The 20,233-nt window shown below is 61.8% G+C and carries 20 protein-coding genes; 12 read left to right on the top strand and 8 right to left on the bottom strand.

The genetic code is table 11. The features are described 5' to 3' along the window. The first annotated feature begins 99 nt into the window (after nt 1-99). Nucleotides 100-1,257: an epoxide hydrolase family protein gene (locus JQ611_RS25155; RefSeq protein ID WP_212466892.1), complete on the top strand. Its 1,158-nt coding sequence runs from the start codon at nt 100-102 to the stop codon at nt 1,255-1,257. A gap of 9 nt (nt 1,258-1,266) precedes the next feature. Here the strand turns inward: JQ611_RS25155 and JQ611_RS25150 are convergent, their stop codons facing one another. Both JQ611_RS25150 and JQ611_RS25145 read right to left on the bottom strand, forming a co-directional pair. Beyond that, nucleotides 1,267-2,208 (bottom strand): GAF domain-containing protein, encoded by a 942-nt coding sequence (locus JQ611_RS25150; protein WP_212389614.1) that lies wholly within the window; start codon nt 2,206-2,208, stop codon nt 1,267-1,269. A gap of 124 nt (nt 2,209-2,332) precedes the next feature. Further along, entirely contained in the window at nt 2,333-3,127 is a 795-nt protein-coding gene (locus JQ611_RS25145) for a class II aldolase/adducin family protein (RefSeq protein WP_212389615.1), read from the bottom strand. Nucleotides 3,128-3,341: 214 nt separating this feature from the next. Between JQ611_RS25145 and JQ611_RS25140 the strand changes: the two genes are divergently transcribed. Continuing rightward, complete coding sequence (locus JQ611_RS25140; RefSeq protein ID WP_212466891.1) at nt 3,342-4,352, top strand: glutathione S-transferase N-terminal domain-containing protein; 1,011 nt, start codon at nt 3,342-3,344, stop codon at nt 4,350-4,352. A gap of 4 nt (nt 4,353-4,356) precedes the next feature. Here the strand turns inward: JQ611_RS25140 and JQ611_RS25135 are convergent, their stop codons facing one another. The 6 genes from JQ611_RS25135 to JQ611_RS25110 all read right to left on the bottom strand — a co-directional run bounded on the left by JQ611_RS25135 (nt 4,357) and on the right by JQ611_RS25110 (nt 10,784). Then, a complete protein-coding gene (locus JQ611_RS25135; RefSeq protein WP_212389617.1) occupies nt 4,357-4,629 on the bottom strand; it encodes a hypothetical protein in 273 nt (90 codons plus the stop codon). 78 nt (nt 4,630-4,707) lie between these two features. Further along, nucleotides 4,708-5,337, bottom strand: coding sequence for a 2-hydroxychromene-2-carboxylate isomerase (locus JQ611_RS25130; RefSeq protein ID WP_212389618.1), 630 nt, complete (start codon nt 5,335-5,337; stop codon nt 4,708-4,710). A 610-nt stretch (nt 5,338-5,947) separates the two neighbouring features. After that, entirely contained in the window at nt 5,948-7,858 is a 1,911-nt protein-coding gene (locus tag JQ611_RS25125; RefSeq protein WP_212466890.1) for an NAD(P)/FAD-dependent oxidoreductase, read from the bottom strand. Nucleotides 7,859-7,871: 13 nt separating this feature from the next. Continuing rightward, on the bottom strand, nt 7,872-8,645 hold the full coding sequence (locus JQ611_RS25120) for an SDR family NAD(P)-dependent oxidoreductase (protein WP_212466889.1): 774 nt from the start codon (nt 8,643-8,645) through the stop codon (nt 7,872-7,874). Further along, entirely contained in the window at nt 8,635-9,294 is a 660-nt protein-coding gene (locus tag JQ611_RS25115) for a TetR/AcrR family transcriptional regulator (protein WP_212466888.1), read from the bottom strand. Before JQ611_RS25115 ends, JQ611_RS25120 begins: the two co-directional genes overlap by 11 nt. Continuing rightward, nucleotides 9,291-10,784 carry an AMP-binding protein gene (locus JQ611_RS25110; protein ID WP_212466887.1) on the bottom strand — a complete coding sequence of 498 codons (1,494 nt, stop codon included), beginning with the start codon at nt 10,782-10,784 and terminating at the stop codon, nt 9,291-9,293. The genes JQ611_RS25115 and JQ611_RS25110 overlap by 4 nt, the downstream gene beginning before the upstream one ends. Before the next feature lie 181 nt (nt 10,785-10,965). On the opposite strand from JQ611_RS25110, the gene JQ611_RS25105 reads away from it, so the two are divergent. The 10 genes from JQ611_RS25105 to JQ611_RS25060 all read left to right on the top strand — a co-directional run bounded on the left by JQ611_RS25105 (nt 10,966) and on the right by JQ611_RS25060 (nt 19,849). Continuing rightward, entirely contained in the window at nt 10,966-12,225 is a 1,260-nt protein-coding gene (locus JQ611_RS25105; protein ID WP_212389623.1) for an ABC transporter substrate-binding protein, read from the top strand. 98 nt (nt 12,226-12,323) lie between these two features. After that, on the top strand, nt 12,324-13,226 hold the full coding sequence (locus JQ611_RS25100) for a branched-chain amino acid ABC transporter permease (RefSeq protein ID WP_212389624.1): 903 nt from the start codon (nt 12,324-12,326) through the stop codon (nt 13,224-13,226). Continuing rightward, on the top strand, nt 13,223-14,251 hold the full coding sequence (locus tag JQ611_RS25095) for a branched-chain amino acid ABC transporter permease (RefSeq protein ID WP_409363312.1): 1,029 nt from the start codon (nt 13,223-13,225) through the stop codon (nt 14,249-14,251). Before JQ611_RS25100 ends, JQ611_RS25095 begins: the two co-directional genes overlap by 4 nt. Beyond that, a complete protein-coding gene (locus JQ611_RS25090) occupies nt 14,248-15,033 on the top strand; it encodes an SDR family NAD(P)-dependent oxidoreductase (protein WP_212466886.1) in 786 nt (261 codons plus the stop codon). Before JQ611_RS25095 ends, JQ611_RS25090 begins: the two co-directional genes overlap by 4 nt. A 2-nt stretch (nt 15,034-15,035) precedes the next feature. Beyond that, entirely contained in the window at nt 15,036-15,794 is a 759-nt protein-coding gene (locus JQ611_RS25085) for an ABC transporter ATP-binding protein (protein WP_212466885.1), read from the top strand. After that, nucleotides 15,791-16,507, top strand: a complete 717-nt coding sequence (locus JQ611_RS25080; RefSeq protein ID WP_211998685.1) for an ABC transporter ATP-binding protein — start codon at nt 15,791-15,793, stop codon at nt 16,505-16,507. Before JQ611_RS25085 ends, JQ611_RS25080 begins: the two co-directional genes overlap by 4 nt. A 30-nt stretch (nt 16,508-16,537) precedes the next feature. Continuing rightward, nucleotides 16,538-17,743 carry a CaiB/BaiF CoA-transferase family protein gene (locus JQ611_RS25075; RefSeq protein ID WP_212466884.1) on the top strand — a complete coding sequence of 402 codons (1,206 nt, stop codon included), beginning with the start codon at nt 16,538-16,540 and terminating at the stop codon, nt 17,741-17,743. A gap of 12 nt (nt 17,744-17,755) precedes the next feature. Further along, nucleotides 17,756-18,532: an enoyl-CoA hydratase/isomerase family protein gene (locus JQ611_RS25070; protein WP_212466883.1), complete on the top strand. Its 777-nt coding sequence runs from the start codon at nt 17,756-17,758 to the stop codon at nt 18,530-18,532. After that, a complete protein-coding gene (locus tag JQ611_RS25065; protein WP_211998688.1) occupies nt 18,532-18,987 on the top strand; it encodes a MaoC family dehydratase in 456 nt (151 codons plus the stop codon). The genes JQ611_RS25070 and JQ611_RS25065 overlap by 1 nt, the downstream gene beginning before the upstream one ends. Nucleotides 18,988-18,991: 4 nt before the next feature. Continuing rightward, nucleotides 18,992-19,849 (top strand): CoA ester lyase, encoded by an 858-nt coding sequence (locus tag JQ611_RS25060; RefSeq protein WP_212466882.1) that lies wholly within the window; start codon nt 18,992-18,994, stop codon nt 19,847-19,849. Nucleotides 19,850-20,233: the final 384 nt, after the last annotated feature.

Genomic DNA, 20,233 nt, shown 5'->3' with positions numbered 1-20,233 from the left:
CGTCAATTTGCATCAAGCTGACGCGTCTGCGTAATGTCACGCACATAAAATCGGCAGGATGCAATTGCAGCTTGCCATCAGGCATTGTGAGAATTCTCCATGAGCGCTGAAATCAAACCCTATCGCATCTCGGTCGGCGACGATGTGCTCGACGATCTGAAGTCGCGGTTGCGGAATACACGCTGGCCGGAGGCCGAATTGGTCGACGACTGGAGCCAGGGCGCGCCGTTGAAATGGATCAAGGAGATTTGCCGGTACTGGGCCGAGGAACATGACTGGCGCGCCCGCGAGGCGCGCCTCAATCGCTTTACGCAGTTCACGACCGGGATCGACGGGCTCGATATTCATTTCCTGCACGTCCGTTCGCCGCATGCGCAGGCCATGCCGCTGATCATCACCCATGGTTGGCCGGGTTCAGTCGTCGAATTCCACAAGGTGATCGAGCCGCTCACCAATCCGACCGCTTATGGCGGCAGCGCCGCCGATGCCTTTCACATTGTTTGTCCGTCGCTGCCCGGCTTCGGCTTTTCGGCCAAACCCACCACGACAGGTTGGGGCGTCGATCGAATTGCCGCCGCCTGGGCGGTGCTGATGAACCGTCTTGGCTATGCGCGCTATGGCGCGCAAGGCGGTGACTGGGGCTCGGCGGTGACGACCGCGCTGGGCGCGCAGGATGGCGAACACTGCGCCGGCATTCACATCACGCTGGCGATGTCGGCGCGTCCCAACGTGGACGGGCAGCCGACGCCAGAGGAAGCGCGGGCGCTGCAGGGCATCAAATACTATGCCGACTGGGATTCCGGCTATTCCAAGCAGCAATCGACCCGGCCGCAAACCCTGGGCTATGGGCTGACGGATTCGCCGAGCGGCCAGGCGGCGTGGATTCTCGAGAAATTCTGGGCCTGGACCGATTGCGACGGGCACCCCGAGAATATTCTCGGCCGCGACGAACTGCTCGACAATGTCATGCTGTATTGGGTGACCGCGACCGCCGCCTCATCGGCGCGTCTCTATTGGGAGAGTTTTGGGCCGAAGCGCCGGACGCCCCACAAGGTCACGATCCCGAGCGGGGTTGCCGTGTTTCCCAAGGAGATCGTCACACCGGTGCGGCGGTGGATGGAAGGAAGCTACACCGACATCCGGCAGTGGCGCGAATTGCCGAAGGGCGGTCACTTCGCGGCCTTCGAGCAGCCTGAGCTGTTTGTGCGCGAGGTGCGGGACTTCTTTGGGGTTTTGCGCCAGCCTCTGGCGCGTTGATCCGATCGTTCAGAGATACCAGGCGAGCACGGCCTTGAGCTGGGCGCTCTCGATCACCGGCAGCACGACGATCTGATTCATGCCGGCCGCGCGTGCTGCCTGCGCCGCAACTGACTCATCGACCTTCAGATGCTCGTTGATCGCGGGCATGCCCGTCGCCCAGGCACCGCCGATGCTGCCTTCGCCTTTGCCGATGCTCTTTGACGCGTAAATCGATTCAAGCTCGGTATTCCTGCTGCAATCACCGGAATGAAAGACCAGTGCCGATCGCGATGGATTCGGCACCCAGATTTCAAAACGCTTGGCGATCGGGGTCGCCTGCGCCGACAGGAACGTCATCACCCAGGTTTTTTCAGGTGACGTCGTGTAGGGAATGCCGACACCGCAATTGATGCCGATTTCGGAAGCTTCTTCCCAGCGCAGGAAGCGCTTGGAATTGTGCAGGTCCTTGATGATCAGCGGCATGCCGGCTTTCCAGGTCCGCCCGGGCAGGCCAAAGCCCCGCGGAAACTTGGTGTGCCGCGAGTTGAACTCGAACATGTCGGCCGTGCCGTAATAGCCGTCGACAAGCCCCATTTCGTGGCTGACGCCGGCATCATTGTGCCAGAGTTCGATGGCGCCGACGTGCTTCTCGTCGTCACCGCAGAACAGCACCATGACAGCCATCAGGAATTCGCCGGCGAACACCGGCAGCGCCACGCCACAGGTCAACCCGGCTTCGATCGCCTCGTCGGTGCGCTTGAAGTAGGAGTTGGCAAATTTGGTGAGAATGACCGGATGGCCGGAGGCCCAGGCCTTGCCGGGCAACCCTTCATCGTAGGCAAACAGCGCATTTTCGCTGACCGCCTTGAACTCCGAATACTCCTCGCTGCAAAGACTGCCGCCGAATTCCAGACGCGTGCGGGTCCGGTCCGGTACCCACAGTTCAACCACTCGAATGAACGTCTTCATCGGGACGCACCTATCGCCTCATCGACGACCAGCATCCGCGATCTAGCGACGGTATGTACGATCAAATTACAGGCAAGCGCCGCCCAAACTTCGTGCGAAGTGCGTCAACGGGCAGGACGGAACCTCAATTCCGATAGGACGGATCGATGCGATCGAGTTTACGTAGATAAGCGGGCCAGGCGAGGTCGCCATTTCGGGCCGGCCGGTCAACCCGCGGCCGCATCTTGTCGTAGGTCGCTTCGAGAATGCTTTGGGGCGGGTAAGTCAATTTGGTGTTGCAGGACAGTGCCATGATCTGCACTTGGCAGGCGCGTTCCAGGCGCCACAGCACGTTGAACGCCGATGGCACGGTTCTACCGACGACGAGCAGCCCGTGGTTGCGCAGGATCATGGCTTCGTGGTCGCCAAGGTCCCTGACCAGCCGCGCACGCTCGTCGACGTCGTCGGCGATGCCTTCAAAATCGTGGTAAGCGACATGCAGGAACCGCATCGAGGTCTGGGCCAGCGGAAGCAGCCCGCATTCCATCGCCGAGACCGCCATGCCGGCCGGCGTGTGCGTATGCGCGACGCAATCCATGTCGTGCTTGGCCATGTGAATGGCGCTGTGAATGACGAAGCCGGCGAGATTGACGTTGTAGTCGGTCGCATTGAGCAGCGTGTTGCCGTCGACGTCGACCTTGATCAGGCACGATGCGTCTATCTCTTCGTAGAGCATCCCGTAAGGATTGATCAGGAACTGATCTGTCGTTCCCGGCACCCGGCAGGAGATATGATTGGCGATCATTTCGGTCATGCCATACAGCGCCGTGAGGCGGTAGCAGGCCGCCAGATCCACTCGTGCCTGCCATTCCTCCGCACTGACCTGCTCGCGAACTGATCTCACGACCTTGATGGCAGGCGAACTGACTGGGGGATTCATGGCGTTTCTCCACTAGGCGGGATTCATTGGGCCAAGCGGGGCCCGATCATTTGGTATGGAGGATAGCTGCAGAATTCGCTGCGCCGCAAGGCAAGCCATGCCGGTTTATTGCAGGGCTGACGGGCGAAATCCGAATGCACCGGTTGGCGCAATTCCGCTTCGATGCCAGTATCGCGTGTCCGGCGTTCAGGTTTGGGACGATCGAGGGAGTACCATGACTGAAGGCCGCTATCGGCTGATTGGATCGACCGCGTCGCCATACGCCATCAAGCTGCGCGCACTGATGCGCTATCGCAGGATTCCTTTCGACTGGGTCATCATGACCAAGGCGCTCCGGAAGGCGACCGAACATCTGCGGCCGAACCTGATCCCGGTGCTGCAATATCCCGACGGCACGTTTCGTGGCGAGACCACGACATTGGCTTACGACCTGGAGCGGCGTCACCAGGCGCGGTCCGTCATCCCCGACGACAAGGCGGTCGCATTCGTGTGCGACCTGCTGGAAGATCTCGCCGACGAATGGGCAGTCAAGCCGTTGTTTCTGTATCGATGGTGGGATCCGGAGGATCAGGCCTATGTCTCGCGCTGGGCCGGCGAAGAGTGGTCGGTGTCGGAGGCTGCGACCGGCAGCCCGGAGGAGATCGAGCAGTTCCGCCAGCGGCAGATTTCACGGATGGTCATTCTCGGCGCGACCGTGGAGAACAAGCCGTTGCTCGAAGAGAGTTACTTGCGAATGCTCGCGGCGTTCGAACCGCATGTCGGCATGACGAATTATCTGTTCGGCAGCCGGCCGTCGCTCGCCGATTTCGCCTGGTTTGGCCAGCTCAGCGAGATGGCGACCGATCCGACGCCGATGCGGATCATGCGCGAGAAGGCGCCGTTCACGGATCACTGGGTGCGTCGGCTGGATGACGCTTCGGGCGTCGAGGGCGAATGGTATCCGCGCGCGCAGGCACTCGGCGGAATGGCTGAGGAGCTCTTGAGAATTACGGGCGAACTCTATTTGCCGTTCCTGGTCGCAAACGCGGAAGCCTTTGCGAAAGGCCTCGACCGGCTGGAGATCAACGTCTGGGGTCTGCCCTATGCGCTGGCACCGTTCAAATATCAGGTGAAGTGCCTGCAACAGCTTCGCGAAAAATTCGCAGCCTTGGATGCGGTAGATCGCGCCGCATTACGACCGGTGCTGGAGCGTACCGGATGCTGGTCTCACCTGATGGCTTCCTGAAAGGTCAGCCCTTGGGAAAATCCTTGCGCATCGCGATTTCGGCGGCGTCGCCGGGTGACAGCACATTGCCGTCGAATGCCGGCTGACGTTCGGTCACGATGTCGTAGAGCGAAATCTGCTTGATCGGCTTCGCCAGCAATTCCCTGATGCAACCCGCCAAGGTGCCGTTGTAAACGAGATACGGCGTCTTGCTCGCGACCCGCTCGTTCTTCAGCGAAGGCCACTTCTTCAGGTCGGCAGGCGCGTCATAGGCAATCGGGAGGCTTTCTCTGAACATGCCCCGGTTCCGGCGTTTCAACCACCAGACAGGTTAGCCAAACCTGGTAAACAGATTGAAAACGGGAACAGTGCGCGATTACTTCCGGTGCCGGCTGCCCAGCGCGGCCGCAATCGAGTCAGGGTTCTTGATGCGCTCGATCAACAGGTCAATGCGGTCGCCGCCCCAGAACAATTCGCCGTTGAAGACCATGGTCGGCACGCCGAACACGCCGAGATCCTCTGCCTCGTCGATGATGCGGTCATGTTCGGCCCGAGCCGGACCGTGGACATAGGCTTTGAATTCCTCGGCCGAACCGCCAAGCGATGCAATCAAGCCGGCAATATCCGACAGTTCGTCGATTTCGAGATCATGGCTCCAGAAGCGCCGGAACACCGTGTCGTGGTAGGAACGAAACAGGCCATGACGCTGCGCGAACAGCATGCCCGCGCTGGCATAGAAGGCATCATAGATGCGCCGCGGGCCCTTCATGGTGAGGCCCTGCGCGTTGGCATAGCGCCGCGCGTCCATATAGGCGTAACGCACCTTGCGCCAGAAATGCGGTGTACGCTCTTCCACCGTGCCCATGAACTCGGCGACGCGTAGCGTATAGGGCAGCCATTCGAGCTCGACGCCGTATTCGTCCTCGAGTTCGAACAGCCGCTTGTTCGCGACAAACGCGTAGGGGCTCTTGTAGTCGGTATAGATTCGTATGCGAGGTTTTGTCATCGCCGCTTCCTGTCACGATCGGGTAATTGTTTCCGATCCAAATGACGGAAGCAATCTAAGGAGATCTCGTCGATCGCCGGAAAGCTGTCATGGAGTCAAACGAATGAGAGCCAAACGAATGGGCCCCGGTGCATTCAAGCAGCGCGGGGCCCTACATCTTCGTTATAGGCGAAGGGTTTTCTGGTAGACACCAGTGCATCTTCAAAATCGAAAAGCGCTTGGCCTTTGCGCTCCGATCTTGCGCATATGTTTGAATTTTTAGGCGGCGCAACGGGGCTAGCAGCTGCTGTTCACCCAATTTGCGTCGAGACCTTGCGGTTGAGCAAGGTCACTGGCTTAGCCGGTGGCGTCATGCTCCTCTCCAAGAGTGGGCCTTACGGACTTACGTCCGCATCCGCTGCTTGCAGGTCGATCACATGATCGGTCGCCATTCCCGCGAGGCAGGGAGCCGAAGGCTCCGCTACGCCGACAGGTGCAGCGTTTGAAATGCTGCGGCAGATATCGTCAGGTGTCAAGTTTATGCTGAGAAAAATCGCACTTGGGTTCCCGTGCGTACGCCCGCCGGATGGAAGAGGGTTCCGCTCTTGAGCGCCATTTTGAAGCGATGAACTCATGCTTTGGTCTGCCGATACTGGTTGAAATCCGGATCATGAGTCATCGCCCAGTAATCGACGAACCGCCACGGCATCGCTGAGAACACCCGGCCCTGGCCGTTGCGATAGTAGGTGGTCATGCCCGGATGAGACCAGATCAACTGCTCATGCTCGGCATCGACTTTCTCGATGTACTGATCGTGAGCTTCCCGGCGAACATCGATCGCGGCGATGTCGCGCTCGATCATCTCGACCAGGCAGGCACTGATGTAGCGGCTCTGGCACTCCGACTGAAAGATCACGCTGCCGCCATGCGCGGGCCCGGAGTTCGGGCCGAGCATGACGAAGAAGTTCGGGAAGTCGGGCACGGTGAGCCCGAGATAGGCTGTCGGGTTATCGTTGGCCCAGGCCTGCCTGAGGTCCTTGCCGTCACGGCCGGTGATGTTGAGGCGCGCCGCCATCTCGGTGACCTTGAAGCCGGTCGAGATCACGATGATGTCGGCCGGCCGCGATTTACCGTCTGACGCGACAATGCCGTCAGCTGCGAAATGGTCGATGCTGTCGGTGACTAGTTCGACATTCGGTTTTGTCAGCGTCTTGAACCAGTTGTTGTCCAGCAGGATGCGCTTGCCGTAAGGCGGATAAGTCGGCACGCATTTTTCAATCAGGTCGGGACGGTCCTTGAGTTCGGACAGGATAAAATCCGTCAACTCCTCGCGGTGGCGGTCGTTGCCCTTGTTTACGGCGCGCTCGGGATGCGGCCAGTTCGGATCCTTGCGCAGGAACGGCAGCAGGCCGTCGCCGTAGCGCCAGAACATGTTGAAGCGGTACCACTGCACATAGAAGGGCAGATGGGCGAGCAGCCATTGCGCACCGTCGCTGATCGGGTCGGAATAGCCCGCGACCGGTCGTGCCCATTGCGCGGTCCGTTGATAGACGGTCAGCGATGCCACCTGGTCGGCGATCGACGGCGCCAGCTGCATCGCGGTGGCGCCGGTGCCGATGACAGCGACATGCTTGCCGTCGAGCTTGATGTTGTCCGACCACAATGCGGAATGCAGGGTCTGCCCTTTGAAATTTTCTTCGCCCTTGAAATGCGCGGGCGAGGGGTCGTTGAGCTGACCGATCGCGCTGACAATGGTCGTCGATTCAACGATCTCTTCGCCATTTGCCGTCTTGAGCGTCGAAATCCAGCGCCGCTTGCTCTCATCCCAGCGCGCAGACGTCAGTTCGGTGTTGAGGCGAAGGTGCTGTCGAATGTCGTATTCGAGCGCGACCTTCTTGAGATAGTCGAGCAATTCCTGACGCTGGGCGAAGTAGCGCGTCCATGGATTACGGGCGCCGAACGAGAAGGAGTAGGAGTGGTTCGGCGTATCGACGCCGCAACCGGGGTAGCGATTGACATACCAGGTACCGCCGAGTTCGGCGTTCTTCTCGACGATGGTGTAGGGAATACCGAGGCGGCCCAACGCGACGCCAAGGGCGATTGCGCAGACACCGGCGCCGACAATCAGCACATGCTGCTGCGCCAGTTTGTCGTCGGCCGGAGGTTTGGTCCAGCTGATGTCGCGGGGGATAAAGCCCATTTCCTCGCGCATCAGCGGCGCATACTCCGGCGTGACGTTTTCGCCGAGCGTCACGCGCATCATCTTCAGCATCAATTCGTCGCCGGGATCTGATATCACAGGCTTGGGCTCGCCATTGGCGAACAGCTTCACGACAGCAGCGCGGATTTCGTCCTGCACTTCGCGGGGCAGGCCGGCCTCGGGGTCGGGGATCAGGCGAACGTCGCGCCTCGGCTTGTACGGTGGCTCCAGCCAGCGTTCATCGCCGGTCATGTGGACCAGCACCATCAGCAGCACGCGGATATCGCCTTCGGCGATGGCCGATGCGAGATCGAGTTTCTTGCGGGGCATCTCGATATTCATGCTCGTATCCTTGTTACGTGCCAGGCGCTTCGCGCAGGCCGCCATAGGCGGCCCAGGTGGTGCCGGCGATGTATCCGGCGTCGACCGGCAGGTTGATGCCGGTGACACCGCTGCTCATCGGTGACAGCAACCACGCAATCGCCTGCGCGACCTCGATCGGCTCGACCAGCCGGTTCATCGCAGTCGGGTTTTCGAGCAGGCGCTTGTTGAGCGCGCCGGAGGCAATGCCGGCTTCGAGCGCCGCGGTGCGGGTGAAGCCGGGAGAGACGGCATTGACGCGCACGCCGGTGCGGCCCCATTCGGCGGCAAGCGTCTGCGTGATCTGAATGACGCCGGCTTTGGCGGCGGTGTAGGCGTGGATCGGACCTGATGTCATGCCCGCGACCGACGCGACATTGACGATGGCGCCATGCCGGCGCTCGGCCATTTTGACGCCAACGCTGCGGGCGACCAGAAATGTCCCGCGCAGGTCGATATTGATCTCGCGGTCCCACTGATCCATCCGCACGCGCTCGATTGGATGCATCTTGCCGAACACACCGGCCGCATTGACGAGGCCCGTGATCGGGCCGTGCGCCGCCTCGATATCCGCGATGCCGCTGACGACGGCGCTCTCGCTGGCGACATCGAAAGGGGCAGGCCACAGGATCGTCCCGGTGCCGGCCAGTGGTTCCGGCGCAATGTCCGTGATCACAACACGCTGGCCTTGCTCGGCCAGAAGCGTGGCGGTTGCCGCGCCAATGCCGCGGCTGCCGCCGGTGACGAGAACGATACCCTCAGCGCTCATGGTCGTTGCCTTTGCCGGCTGAATTGAAAAGCCCGCGCGTCATCAGCTTCTGGTAGGCGGAGATGACATGGTCGGGCACGGCCGTGACCGCACCGTCCGAATAGGAATACCGCCGGCTCAGATAGCCGCGGGCACCCATCAATATTTGGACGATCGCTTCGAACTCCTCGTCGCTGTAACTGTCGACGGTACCCGCAAGTCGCGCACGCTTCAGGATGCGAACATAGGCCGTCGAGATATTATCAAAATGCTTCTGGTAGCCGATCGGCGCAAAGAACTCGGCCTCGTTGAGGATGCGCAGGAATTCCGGTACCTCGCGGATGAAGTCGAAGAAGGCGCCAAAGCGTTCGACTTCCTGCTGCGCGGTCTGCGCCGTGCCGGTGCGCGCACGGATGAAGCGCACCATGTCGATGCCGATTTTCGGCAGCAATTGATCCAGCAGTTCCTGGCGGTTTTCGAAATGATTGTAGAACGTGCCTTGCGCGACGCCGGCTTCCTCGGTGATGCGGGCGACGGAGGCTTCGGCATAGCCGTATTTGCCGACGATCTTGGTCGCGGCATCGAATATCTTGCGCTTGGTCCAGGCGTTGCGCTCGACGCGGTTGAGTTTTGTGACCTTGCCGGAATTGGTTCGCGTTGACTGCGTCATGAAGCCTCCAGTTCGGCGCGCAGCACGCGCTTGAGCACCTTGCCGGACGGATTGCGCGGCAGGCTGTCGCGAACGATCAGTTGCTTCGGCACCTTGAAGCCGGCGAGCCGCGCGCGGCAATGATCGGTCAAAGCAGGCAGCTCCAGCGCGGCGCCTTCTCCCAGCACCACGATCGCGACGGGCTTTTCGCCCCATCGCGCATCCGGCATGCCGATGACGGCGCATTCGCGCACCTGCGGCAATTCATAGATCACGCGTTCGACTTCGGACGACGCGATATTCTCGCCACCGGAGATGATCATGTCCTTCTTGCGGTCGGTGAGATAGAGAAAGCCGTCTTCATCGAGATAGCCGACGTCGCCGCTGCGGAACCAATCGCCGAAAAAGGCGGCCGCGGTTTTTTCGGGATCTTTCCAGTAGCCTTGGGTGACCTTTGGTCCGCGCAGACAGATTTCGCCGTTTTCGCCGGGTGCCAGGCGATGGCCGGCATCGTCGCGGATTTCGATCTCGACATGGGCGATGGCGCGGCCGGTCGAGCCGATCTTTTCGATCTCACGGCCGGCTTCCATGAAAGTGTCGCCGCCGCAGGTTTCCGTCAGACCATAGGCGTCGATGTAGCGGGCGTTCGCAAAATATTCGGAGAAGCTGCGGATGCGCGCTTCCGGTGTCTTCTCGCCGCCGCCGATCGCCCATCGCAGGCTCGAGACGTCGTAGCGATCGCGGGTCCGGCAGGTGAGGATCGCCGTGGTCATCACGGGCGCGAACCAGGCTGCGTTCAGTTTCTCGGCAGCGATCGCCGCCAGCGCCTGCTCGGGTTCGAAGTTGCGGTGGATGGAAAGCATGCCGCCATGCCACAGCACGGCTATACCAGGCAGATCGAGCGCGCCGACATGGTAGAGCGGGCCGACCACCAGCAACCGCGTCTCCGCGTTCAGTCCCAGCGCCAGCGTCTGGTCGGCTGACTTCCAATAGATGTTCTCATAGGTGAGCATCACGCCCTTGGGGCGGTCGGTGGTGCCCGACGTGTACATCAGCCGCATCAGATCGCGCGGTTGTCTTGGATGCATCGGGGCGGGGGCGATGTCAGGCGGGAGCCGCGAGATGCCGGATTGCGCGGCCTCATCGAGCAGCACCACGGGAACGTTACCTTCTGCGATGCCGGCCAGCTCTTCGTCCGCGATCAGAATGCGCGCGCCGGAATTGCCAACGATGTAGCCGACCTCGTCGGCCGACAGCCGATAGTTGATCGGCAGAAACACCGCGCCGATGTGGCTGGTTGCAAATACCAGTTCGAGAAATGCGGTGCTGTTCTTCATCAGCACCGCGACGACATCGCCGGCGCCGATGCCGCGCGAGGCCAGCCAGCCGCCCACGTGGCCGATGCGGCGGTGGAAGTCGGCGTAGGAGATCTCCTCGCCGCGGTATTTCAGCGCACAGCGGCCCGGCGTCCGCCTGGCGTGAAACGCGATGAAGCTCGAAAGGTTGATCATTTCTCGGCTCAAAAGGCCGGATTCCGGCCCGATCTCCCGTTAGATGAATTATGACTCGTAATTCATATTTGGCTTGACGTCACCCCCTTTGCTCTGAAATCTTGTGAGTACGGGGGCAACACGATCCCCGGCTGGGATTTGGGCAGGAAACTGGGAACGCAAACCCGAGAGGGAGGGAATAATGACGAGAACCCGCAAACCGGGCATCAGCCGCCGTTCAACCCTGGCGCTGATGGGCGCCGGTGCCGTGACTTTCGCGGCACCATGGGTGGCGCGGGCGCAGGCCAAGACCATCAAGGTCGGCATGCCGACCATTCTCTCCGGCCGCGTGGCGCAACTCGGAACCTCATCGCGCAACGGCGTGATGCTGGAAGTCGAGAAGGTCAACGCCGCCGGCGGCCTCGCCGGACGGCAGATCGAGATGGTGATCCGCGATTCCAAGGGGCAGCCGCAGGAAGCCGCCCGCGTGGCGCGCGAACTGGTCAACACCGATGGCTGCGAACTCCTGATCGATGCCGAGGCCTCATCCGGAGCGTTCGCTGTGCACGAAGTCGCGCGCGATCTGGGCGTGCTCTGCATTCATACCAACTCGGAAACCTCGGCGCTGACGGCCGATCCCAAGCAGCACATTCCCAACGCGTTCCGCACCGCGCGCCAGGGCGTGCATGACTCGATCGTCGGCGGCAGCTACGCGGCGGCGATCTCCAAGGCGAAGGGCCTGAAGAAATGGGCCACCTGCGCGCCGGATTACGCCTATGGCCGTGACACCACGGGCGAGTTCACGCTGTATCTGAAGCGCTTTGCGCCTGATGTCGAGATCATCAGCGAGTCCTGGCCAAAGCTATTCCAGCCCGACTACACCGAGGTGGTGACGAAAATCCTGCAGGCCAAACCACAAGCGCTGTATTCCTGCCTGTGGGGCGGTGATCTGACCTCCTACATCGATCAGGCCAATATCTATGCGCTGTTCACCCAGATGGAGGTGTTCGCCGTCAACATGGCCGACTACACCGCGCTGACCGTGGTGAAGAACCTGCCCAAGGGCATTCATTCCGGTAACCGCTACATCAAGACCTATCCTGCGACCGCGGAGAACGCGGCCTGGGGCGATGCCTACAAGGCGAAATACAATGAGTACCCGACCAACTGGTCGTGGGAGAACGCAACCGCGATCATGTTGCTCGCCGAGGCCTCGAAGAAGGCGAATTCCGCCGACGGCAAGAAGCTTGCGGAGGCATTGCGTGGCCTCAAGATCAAATCGCCGTTCGGCGCCGACGGCACCGTGACGATGCGGGCCGAGGACCAGACCCTGATCGGCTATGCAATCGGGTGGGGCACGACGATTCCGCAAGAGCCCTACGTGCCGGAGGTCAAGCCGGGCGACTGGAAGACCATTCTCGAACTCGAAGCCGAGTGGAAGAAGAGCAAGGGTTACACCTGATCGATCCGCGAAACGGAGGCGGCGCAGGCCGCCTCCGTTCACCGCCCCATGGTTCTTTCGCGCGCCGATCTTCCGGCACGCCGTAACGGATATTTTCCTTGGATCTCGATACACTCACCGGCTGTCTCGCCAGCTCCGCCTGTCTGGTGACGCAAACCACCAGCGGCTTCATCATCGGCATGTTGCTGTTTCTCGTCGCCGTCGGGCTGACGCTGATTTTCGGCGTGCTCAAGGTGGTGAATTTCAGCCACGGCGCCTTCTATATGTTCGGCGCCTATTTCGCGATGACGGCCTATCAGCTCACTGGCAGTTTTGCGCTGGCGATGCTGTGCGGTGCGGCCGGCACCGCGCTGCTGGGCTTGATCTTCGAGCGCGTCTTCATGAGCCGGGTCTACGGCCGCGACGTGTTGATGCAGGTCCTGGTCTGCTACGCCTTCGTGCTGATATTTGACGATGTCGTACGGATGATCTGGGGACCGGAATTCAAGTCGATGGGCATGCCGGCGGCGTTCCAGGTGCCGCCGCTGTTCATCGCCGGCGGCGTGGTGCCGCCCTATTATTTGCTGCTGATCAGCGTCGCGCTGCTGGCCGCGATCATTCTCGGCCTCGGTCTTTCGCGCACCCGGATCGGCAAGGTGATCCGGGCCGCGGCGCATAATCCGGGCATGGTGTCCGCGCTCGGCATCAACACCGGCCTGATCTATGGCGGTGTGTTCGCGCTCGGCGGCATGCTGGCGGGATTGGCCGGCGCGCTCGCGGCACCCGTGCGGTCACTGACACCGGGGATGGGATTTTCGGTGCTGATCGAATCCTTCATCGTGACTGTCATCGGCGGAATGGGCTCGATCCTGGGCGCGCTGATCGGCGCGCTCCTGATCGGCATGATCCGCTCGTTTGGTTCGCTCGGCTTTCCCCTGTTTACGGAAGGCCTGATGTACCTGTTCATGGTGATCGTGCTGGTCTCCCGCCCGACCGGCCTGTTCGGCAAGGAGGTCGCGTGACCGAATTGCAGGCCGAACAGGCGAGCAAGGTGCTCGACAACTCCGTTACCCAGGCAAAGCCGCGCCCCAATCGGGATGCCCTGATTGCGCTTGCGGTCTTTGTCGTGCTCGCCCTGCTGCCGATGCTCACCAGCAGTAAATTCCTGCTCGACTTCGTGATCCGTTGCGCGGCCTATGGGCTGTTCGCGACGTCGCTCAACCTTTTGGTCGGCTACACCGGCCTGACGTCGTTTGGCCACGGCATGTTCTTTGGGCTCGGCGCCTACGGCTTCGGGCTGATGATGCAGAAGACCGGTGTTGCCGTTCCCGTGGCTTTCGTTGCGACGCTGGCGATCACGTTTGTCGTCGCCCTCGTCATTGGCGCCATTTGTGTACGGCTGAAGGAGATCTATTTCGCCTTTGTGACACTGGCGTTCCAGATGCTGATCCATTCGACCATCCTGTCCTGGGTGTCGCTGACCGGCGGCGATCAGGGATTGCGCGGCGGCATTCCCCGGCCGCCATTTTTGGGCATTGACCTGTCGAACCATCTGCATTTGTACATTGTCAGCTGCGCGCTGCTGGTGATCGGGCTGTTTTTGATGCACCAGATCGCGCAGTCGCCGTTCGGCTACACGCTGCGTATGATCCGCGACAACGCCACGCGGGCGAGCTTCATCGGCATCGACGTCTGGCGCGCCAAACTGACGATCTTCGTGCTCGCCGCGCTGTTCGCCTCGACCGGCGGCATCATCATGGCGCTGTTCGTCTCCGGCGCTTATCCGGAATTCGCCTATTGGACGATTTCGGGCGAGGGCATCTTCATCAACATGCTCGGCGGCGTAACCACCTTCCTGGGGCCGATGGTCGGCACCGCGCTGTTCCTGATCCTCAACGATACCGTCACCCGTGTGACCGAGTATCACGGCATCGTTCTCGGCATCGTGATCCTGTTCTTCGCCATCGGCCTGCGGAAAGGCCTGATGGATTTCGTGATCGAATGGTACGCGCAGCGCCGCGAGCGTTCCGGGGAGCGCGCATCATGAGTCCGGCGGCAAAAGCGCGGGTCAGCGTGGTAACGGGCGGTGCCAGCGGGATTGGCGCAGCTTGCGCGCGGGAGTTGGCCGCAAGCGGCGATCTCGTGATGGTCGTCGATCGCGATTTGGCGAAGGCAGGGGATGTCGCCGCGGAATTTGGCGGCAAGGCCTACGTCGCCGATGTCGGGGACGAGACCAGCGTCGAGGCTTGCGCGGAAGCGATTGAGCGCGAATGCGGGCCGGTCGATGTGCTCGTCAACAGTGCCGGGATCATCCAGGTGCCGGTGCGGCCGCACGATTTGCCTATGTCGGCCTGGGACGACGTCGTTCGTGTCGACCAGCGCGGGACCTATGTCGCCTGCCTCGCCTTTGCCCGGCGCATGATCGCGCGCAAACGCGGCAGCATCGTCAACATCGCCTCGATCGCCGGCATGCGCTCGATGCCGTTACATGCCTACGCCCCGGCCAAGGCGGCCGTGATTGCGATCACCGAATGCCTTGCCGCGGAGTGGGGCCCCTCCGGCGTGCGGGTGAATGCCGTTTCTCCGGGCTATACGCTGACGCCGGCGCTGAAAAACGCGATTGATCGTGGCGAGCGGGATGTCTCCGCGCTGACAGCCAATGCCGCGCTGCGCCGTCTGGTCGATCCTTCCGAAATCGGTCGTGTTGTCGCCTTTCTCGCCTCCGATGGTGCGTCCGCGATCACGGGCGCCAATTTGCCGGTCGATTGCGGCTGGTTGGCCGGAACATCGTGGAGCACCTATGGCGGACTTCGGGAGGCGAACGGCTAGCCATGCTGGAAATTCGCGCACTCTCGAAATCCTTCGGCGGCGTCAAGGCGACCGACAACGTGACGCTGGACTTTGCTGACGGTTCGTTGACCGCTGTCATCGGCCCCAATGGTGCCGGCAAGAGCACATTCTTCAATTTGATCACCGGGGCGCTGAAGCCGGATTCCGGTCAGATCCTGCTCAACGGCGTCGACCTTGCCGGGCGTTCGCCGCCCGAGATCGTGCGCCATGGCATCGGCCGCGCGTTCCAGGTCGCAAGTATTTTTCCCTCGCTCACGGTGCAGGAAACGATGCTGGCCGCCGTCGGCGCCGATCAGCGCCGCGCCGGTGTTATGCATCGAAGATTTCCGCTGGCTGAAACCCGCGACCGCGCCGAGCACGCGATGGAATTGCTGGGGCTTGCCAGCAAGCGCAGCCGCACCGCGGCGACGCTGTCGCATGGCGACCAGAAGCTGCTCGATATCGCGCTGGCGCTGGTGCTCGATCCCAAGGTCCTGCTGCTCGACGAGCCCACCGCCGGCATGGGCACCGAAGAGCGCTGGCGCATGATCGACAAGGTCAGGGAGCTCTGGGAGAAACAGAAGATCACGGTCGTCTTCATCGAGCACGACATGGATATCGTGTTCAGGATCGCGCCCGAGATCGTGGTGCTGTGCTACGGCCGGATTCTCGCGTCAGGCAAGCCCGATGCAGTCCGCCGCAACAAGGCCGTCATCGAGGCTTATCTCGGCACCGAACATCACGCGGAGGCCGCGATATGAGCGCGCAGCCGGTGGTGCAGGTCGAGGACCTCGACGTTTTCTACGGCAGCAGCCAGATCCTGTTCGGCGTCGGCCTGTCGGTGCGGCAGGGCGAGACCATGGCGCTGCTCGGCCGCAACGGCGCCGGCAAGTCGACCACGATGAAGGCGATCATGGGCCTGGCGCCGGCGCGCCGCGGCAAGGTCACCCTGCGGGGCAGGACCGTATCCGGGCTGAAGCCGCATCACATCGCCCGCGCCGGCCTCGGCTTCGTGCCGGAGGATCGCCAGATTTTCCCCGAGCATACGGTGGAAGACAATCTGGAAATCGGCGCCAAGAAGGGTCCCGATGGCCAGGACGAATGGTCGATCCGGCGCATCTACGATGTATTTCCGCTGCTGGAGCCCTTGCGGCACCGGATCGCGGGACGTCTATCGGGCGGCGAGCAGCAGATGCTGGCGATTGCACGCACCCTGATGGGTAATCCGGCGCTGCTGCTGCTGGACGAGCCGAGCGAGGGGCTGGCGCCGATCATCGTGCAAAGGATCGGCGAATTGCTGCGACAACTTCGCGGCACCGGTGCCACGGTGTTGATCGCCGAGCAGAACATGCATTTTTGCCTTGGCCTTGCGAGCCACGCGACGGTTATCGACAAGGGCCAGATCGTCTACACATCCGGTATCGAAGAGCTGAAAGCCAACGAAAACATTCGTCAGCGCTATCTCGCGCTGTAGCTTTCGGTCCGACCGGCTGTGGGAGGATAAATGGCTATCAAGCGTACGCTATCGCCGACGCATGAGGCCCCGTACCGGGGTCTGCGTGTGCTTGATTTCGGGCAGGGCATCGCCTCCCCCTATTGCGCGATGCTGCTCGGCGTTTACGGTGCCGAAATCATCAAGGTCGAGCCACCGGAGGGGGATTGGTCGCGTTTCCTGGGCACGACCTATGGAAACCATACGACGCTGTCGGCGGTCTATAACCGCGGCAAGCGCAGCCTCTGCCTCGATTTGAAGCACAAGGACGCGATCGCAATCGCCCGGAAACTGGCCAAAGACTGCGACGTCCTGATCGAAGGGTTTCGCCCCGGTGTCGCCGCCCGGCTTGGAATTGGCTACGAGGAGCTGTCGCGTGATAATCCCGGCCTGATCTATCTCTCGGTGAGCGCATTCGGGCAGAGCGGACCCTACTCAAAACGGCCCGGCTCGGATTCCGTTGCGCAGGCGTTTTCCGGCCTGGTGTCGATCAACGTCGGCAATGACAAGACCCCGCACCGGGTCGGCACCACGGTCTCCGACGTCGTGACCGGTGTCTACGCCTTCCAGGCGATTGCCACCACGCTGTTCGCGCGCGCCACCACCGGCACCGGCCGCTGGATCGACGTCAATCTCTGCCAGTCGACGGCGGCGCTGCTCGGCCACAAGGTCGCCGAGCATATTCTGGAGGGCGGCGCGCCGCGGGCGCTTAACGTGCCGGCGGGTTCCTATCAGACCAGCGATGGCTGGATGATGGTGACGCTGGTCAACGAGCCGCAATACAAGCGGCTGTGTGCCGCCATCGAGCGTGACGATCTCGCCAGCGATCCGCGCTTTGCGGACTTCGCCAGCCGGGCTGACGCGGCCGACACGCTGATCTCACAGCTGCGCGAGGTGTTTCTGGCGCGACCGACCGAGGCCTGGCTGTCACGGTTGCATGCGGCTGATATCATCGCCGAACGCATCCTCAATCCCGGGGAGTGGCTGCGCAATCCTCACGTCGAAGCGACCAACGCGTCGGTGTGCCAGGATACCCCCGGCGTCGGCCCGGTCTACACGCCGCGCACGCCGGGTATTGCCAGCCTTTCCGAAGACGCACTTTGCCCCGCGCCGGATATCGGACAGGATAGCGTTGCGGTCCTGACCGAGGCCGGACTCGATCGCAGCACCATCGATGATTTGATCGCGGCCGGCGCGGTGCGTCAGGCCAGACAATAAGGAAGCGGCATCATGAGCGCTGAACTCGTTCGCTACTTCGTCTCGGACAAGATCGCGGAGATCATGCTGGACCGGCCGCCGGTCAACGCGCTGAGCATGCCCCTGATCGATGCACTGCTGGCAGCGCTGCAGAAAGCGAAGGACGATCCGTCGGTATCTGCCGTCATCATCGGCAGCCCGCACAAGGTGTTTTGTGCCGGGCTCGACCTCGACATCGTCAGGGGCAAGCCCGGGATCGAAACCAAGAAATTCCTCGAGCGGCTGTATTTTGCACTCAACGATACCCAGTATCGCATGGGCAAACCGACCATTGCCGCCGTCGACGGCGCGGTGCGGGCCGGCGGCATGACGATTGCGATCTCCTGCGACATGATCATCGCCGGCGATACCTCGACCTTCGGCTATCCGGAGATCGATGTCGGGCTAATTCCGGCGATCCACTTCGTGCAACTGCCGCGGCTGGTCGGAAAGCATCAGGCATTCGGGCCGCTGTTCCTGGGCGAGCCTTTTGATGCCGCGACCGCATTCCGCATGGGCCTTCTGAGCGAAGTGGTCCCGAAGGGGACCGCGCTCGACCGCGCCCGTGATATTGCGCGAAAGCTGGCCGCCAAGTCGCCGATCGTGATGAAGATCGGCCGCGATGCCTTCATGCGGGCGGTCGATGCCGATTTCCGCCGTTCGGTCGAGAACGCGGCCGAGAGCTTTGCACTGGTGGCGACGACGGAAGATTGTCAGGAAGGGTTGAACGCGTTCGTCGAAAAGCGGACGCCAAACTACAAGGGGCGCTGATGGCCGGATTATATTTCGAGGAGTTCGAGGTCGGCCGGGAATTTCATCATGAGTTCAGCCGCACCGTCACCGAGATGGACAATACGATGTTCAGCCTGCTGACGATGAATCCGCAGCCGTTGCATATCGATGCGCATTTCTCCGAGAATACCGAGTTCGGCCAACGGCTGTTCAACAGCCTCTATACGCTCGGCATCATGATCGGCATGAGCGTCTACGATACGACGCTGGGCACGACGGTCGGCAATCTGGGCATGACCGACGTCAAATTCCCAAAACCGGTGTTTCACGGCGATACGCTGAAATCCCATACGAAGATCATCTCCAAACGCGCCAGCAAATCTCGGCCGACGCAGGGGATCGTCGAGTTCGAGCACACCATGACCAATCAGCGCGGCGAAGTGGTCGCGAGTTGCCGTCGCACCGGCCTGATGCATTGCAAACCAAAGGCGTGATTTGATGCGATCGTTTCTGTTCGTTCCGGGCGACAGCCTGCGCAAGTTCGAAAACGCTGGGAAGACCGCGGCCGATGCGTTGATCCTCGATCTCGAGGATTCGATCGCGCCGGACGAGAAGGTCGGGGCGCGCCGCACCGTGCGCGAAATGCTCGCTGCGCGGAACCCGAACCAGAAGATCTACATCCGCGTCAACGCGTTCGATACCGGCATGACGCTCGGCGATCTCGCTGCCGTGATCCCGGGCCGGCCCGACGGTGTCGTGCTGCCGAAATGTGCCGGCGCCGCCGACGTTAATAAACTGTCCCTGTATCTGGATGCGTTTGAAGCTGCAGCTGACATCGAACACGGAACCACCCGGATCGTGACGGTGGCGACGGAGACGGCGCGGGCGGTGCTCAAGCTGCTCGACTTCGAGAACATGAGCCCGCGGCTGTGGGGCATGATGTGGGGCGCGGAGGATCTCGCGGCATCGCTTGGTGCCTCGCGCAACCGGACCGCGGGCCGATATCATGGGCCGTTCTTGCTGGCACGCGACCTCTGCCTGATCAGTGCCGCCGCTGCCGGCGTCGTCGCGATCGATACCATCGCCACTGATATCAACGATCTCGAAGGCTTACGGGAAGAATCGATTGCCGCGCGTCAGGACGGGTTCCTGGCCAAGGCGGTGATCCATCCCAAGCACGTCGATGTCGTCAACGCCGCCTTCCTGCCGACGGACGAAGAGATCGCCTGGTCGGAGAAGATCGTCAAAGCCTTCAACGACAATCCGGCCTCCGGCGTCGTCAAGATCGACGGCAAGATGATCGACAAGCCGCATCTGCGCGCTGCCGAAAAGATCTTGGCACTGCGGGCCAAGTAGGGTGGGCAAAGGCGCTCTTGCGCCGTGCCCACCATCTACGTCGATGACCTGAATGATGGGCACGCTGCGTGCGACAAATTGGCCCGTCGGGCAAAGTTTCGCTTTTACAGAAGGGCAAATCAGGTGCACAGATATCGCCATCCCGTCCTACTCAGAAGGGCGTCGGCCGTCGTCACGGACGTTGGGCGGGTTGCGGTGGACGCTGGTTTACGCCTCGACGACGGCGTGGATAAGCGTACGGCAAAACCGTGTGGTCCTGGCACCCGTTGCAGGTGTCAAGCTGTCGGGTAGGCGAGAGCTGAACGGCAGCGACGGAGTCAACCAAGAACTCGTCTCCGGGGAGAGCACGGCATAAGCCGTAAAGCCATTGCGCAGGGAAGGCCG

Origin of the sequence: Bradyrhizobium sp. AUGA SZCCT0182 (genome assembly GCF_018130185.1) — a bacterium.
Taxonomy (GTDB): Bacteria; Pseudomonadota; Alphaproteobacteria; order Rhizobiales; family Xanthobacteraceae; genus Bradyrhizobium.
Note: the sequence above shows the minus strand (reverse complement) of the source record. Positions and strands in the feature narration are given on the sequence as shown.

What these genes read in the sequence shown, in the direction of transcription:
- JQ611_RS25155 (WP_212466892.1), top strand. Translation starts at nt 100, where the DNA reads ATGAGCGCTGAAATCAAACCCTATCGCATCTCGGTCGGCGACGATGTG.
- JQ611_RS25150 (WP_212389614.1), bottom strand. Translation starts at nt 2,208, where the DNA reads ATGAAGACGTTCATTCGAGTGGTTGAACTGTGGGTACCGGACCGGACC.
- JQ611_RS25145 (WP_212389615.1), bottom strand. Translation starts at nt 3,127, where the DNA reads ATGAATCCCCCAGTCAGTTCGCCTGCCATCAAGGTCGTGAGATCAGTT.
- JQ611_RS25140 (WP_212466891.1), top strand. Translation starts at nt 3,342, where the DNA reads ATGACTGAAGGCCGCTATCGGCTGATTGGATCGACCGCGTCGCCATAC.
- JQ611_RS25135 (WP_212389617.1), bottom strand. Translation starts at nt 4,629, where the DNA reads ATGTTCAGAGAAAGCCTCCCGATTGCCTATGACGCGCCTGCCGACCTG.
- JQ611_RS25130 (WP_212389618.1), bottom strand. Translation starts at nt 5,337, where the DNA reads ATGACAAAACCTCGCATACGAATCTATACCGACTACAAGAGCCCCTAC.
- JQ611_RS25125 (WP_212466890.1), bottom strand. Translation starts at nt 7,858, where the DNA reads ATGAATATCGAGATGCCCCGCAAGAAACTCGATCTCGCATCGGCCATC.
- JQ611_RS25120 (WP_212466889.1), bottom strand. Translation starts at nt 8,645, where the DNA reads ATGAGCGCTGAGGGTATCGTTCTCGTCACCGGCGGCAGCCGCGGCATT.
- JQ611_RS25115 (WP_212466888.1), bottom strand. Translation starts at nt 9,294, where the DNA reads ATGACGCAGTCAACGCGAACCAATTCCGGCAAGGTCACAAAACTCAAC.
- JQ611_RS25110 (WP_212466887.1), bottom strand. Translation starts at nt 10,784, where the DNA reads ATGATCAACCTTTCGAGCTTCATCGCGTTTCACGCCAGGCGGACGCCG.
- JQ611_RS25105 (WP_212389623.1), top strand. Translation starts at nt 10,966, where the DNA reads ATGACGAGAACCCGCAAACCGGGCATCAGCCGCCGTTCAACCCTGGCG.
- JQ611_RS25090 (WP_212466886.1), top strand. Translation starts at nt 14,248, where the DNA reads ATGAGTCCGGCGGCAAAAGCGCGGGTCAGCGTGGTAACGGGCGGTGCC.
- JQ611_RS25085 (WP_212466885.1), top strand. Translation starts at nt 15,036, where the DNA reads ATGCTGGAAATTCGCGCACTCTCGAAATCCTTCGGCGGCGTCAAGGCG.
- JQ611_RS25080 (WP_211998685.1), top strand. Translation starts at nt 15,791, where the DNA reads ATGAGCGCGCAGCCGGTGGTGCAGGTCGAGGACCTCGACGTTTTCTAC.
- JQ611_RS25075 (WP_212466884.1), top strand. Translation starts at nt 16,538, where the DNA reads ATGGCTATCAAGCGTACGCTATCGCCGACGCATGAGGCCCCGTACCGG.
- JQ611_RS25070 (WP_212466883.1), top strand. Translation starts at nt 17,756, where the DNA reads ATGAGCGCTGAACTCGTTCGCTACTTCGTCTCGGACAAGATCGCGGAG.
- JQ611_RS25065 (WP_211998688.1), top strand. Translation starts at nt 18,532, where the DNA reads ATGGCCGGATTATATTTCGAGGAGTTCGAGGTCGGCCGGGAATTTCAT.
- JQ611_RS25060 (WP_212466882.1), top strand. Translation starts at nt 18,992, where the DNA reads ATGCGATCGTTTCTGTTCGTTCCGGGCGACAGCCTGCGCAAGTTCGAA.